Source organism: Spirillospora sp. NPDC049652 (genome assembly GCF_040675125.1).
Taxonomy (GTDB): Bacteria; Actinomycetota; Actinomycetes; order Streptosporangiales; family Streptosporangiaceae; genus Spirillospora.
Genome location: NZ_JBFAOF010001362.1, coordinates 1 through 1,486, shown reverse-complemented (window position 1 = coordinate 1,486; position 1,486 = coordinate 1). Strand labels below are relative to the sequence as shown.

The window sequence follows — 1,486 nt, the reverse complement described above, 5'->3', positions numbered from 1 at the left end:
CCTTCACGTCACCACCGAACACGGCACTACCGAGCTTCGCCTCGATGTGAACGCTCTGTGGCCCGACCGGGACTTCTTCCGGCGCGTGCACGAGGGCCGACACCGTCGAGGACTTCCCCGAGCACCGCCGCGCCGACCTGTACAGCGGGGTCGGGCTGGCCGCCACCTACGCGGGCGGCGTCGAGGAGAAGGAGCTCGCCGGGCTGCTGGCCCGCGCCGGGGAGCACCGGCCGATGCTCGCGCAGGGCAGCGCGTTCGGCGCGGAGGCGCGGTTGCGGGCCGACCTGATGGTGCCGCACGTCGCGCTCGCCACCGAGGTGTTCTGCGGGACGACCCCGGAGCGGGCGGCGCTGGTCTGCGCCGAGCGGCTGCCGGACGACCCCGAGCGCGCGGTCCAGGGACCGGACGGCCCGGTGCCCGCCTACGAGACGTGGCGGCAGCGCATCGCCGCCGAGTTCGCATGAGCGGCCCTCGGACGGGCCGCGCCGCCGAGACCCGCGCCGCCGAGACCCGCGCGGCCGTCGCTGCGGGCGGCGTTCCGGACGAACAGGGAGAACAGGGAATTCGGATGAGCAGGATCGCCGTCGTCGGCCTGGCGTGCCGCTACCCCGACGCCGCCTCGCCGCGCGAGCTGTGGGAGAACGCCCTCGCCGGCCGGCGCGCCTTCCGGCGGCTGCCGGACGAGCGGATGCGGCTGGCCGACTACTGGGACCCCGACCCGGCCGCGCCGGACCGCTTCTACGCCACCAACGCGGCCGTGATCGAGGGCTACGAGTTCGACCGGGTGGGGCACCGGATCGCCGGGAGCACCTACCGGTCCACCGACCTGACGCACTGGCTGGCGCTGGACGTGGCCGGCAAGGCCCTCGCGGACGCGGGCTTCCCCGAGGGCGACGGCCTGCCCCGCGAACGCACCGGCGTCATCGTCGGCAACACCCTCACCGGGGAGTTCGCCCGCGCGAACCTGATGCGGCTGCGCTGGCCGTACGTCCGCCGGACGCTCGCCGCCGCGCTGCGCGAGCAGGGCTGGGAGGACGACCGGCTCGGGACGTTCCTGGCCGACCTGGAGGAACGGTACAAGGAGCCGTTCCCGGCCATCGACGAGGACACCCTCGCGGGCGGCCTGTCCAACACGATCGCGGGCCGCGTCTGCAACTTCTACGACCTCAAGGGCGGCGGCTACACCGTGGACGGCGCGTGCTCGTCCTCGCTGCTGTCGGTGGCGACCGCGTGCCGGGCGCTGCTGGAGGACGAGCTGGACGTCGCGGTCGCGGGCGGCGTGGACCTGTCCATCGACCCGTTCGAGATCATCGGGTTCGCCAAGACCGGCGCGCTCGCCCGCCGCGAGATGCGGGTGTACGACCGCGACTCCAACGGCTTCTGGCCGGGCGAGGGCTGCGGCATGGTCGTGCTGATGCGCGAGGACCAGGCCCGCGAGCAGGGCCGCCGCGTCTACGCGACCGTCGCCGGGTGGGGCGTCTCGTCC

General features: G+C 74.6%; 1 protein-coding gene and 1 pseudogene. Both read left to right on the top strand.

The window, feature by feature from the left end; all coding sequences use genetic code 11:
- Positions 1-107: 107 nt before the first annotated feature.
- Positions 108-464 (top strand): annotated as a pseudogene (locus AB0J52_RS40220) (DUF1702 family protein); the annotation flags it as partial.
- Between the two features lie 104 nt (positions 465-568).
- On the top strand, positions 569-1,486 hold a 918-nt coding region (locus AB0J52_RS40215; protein WP_500188445.1), incomplete at its 3' end, for a beta-ketoacyl synthase N-terminal-like domain-containing protein.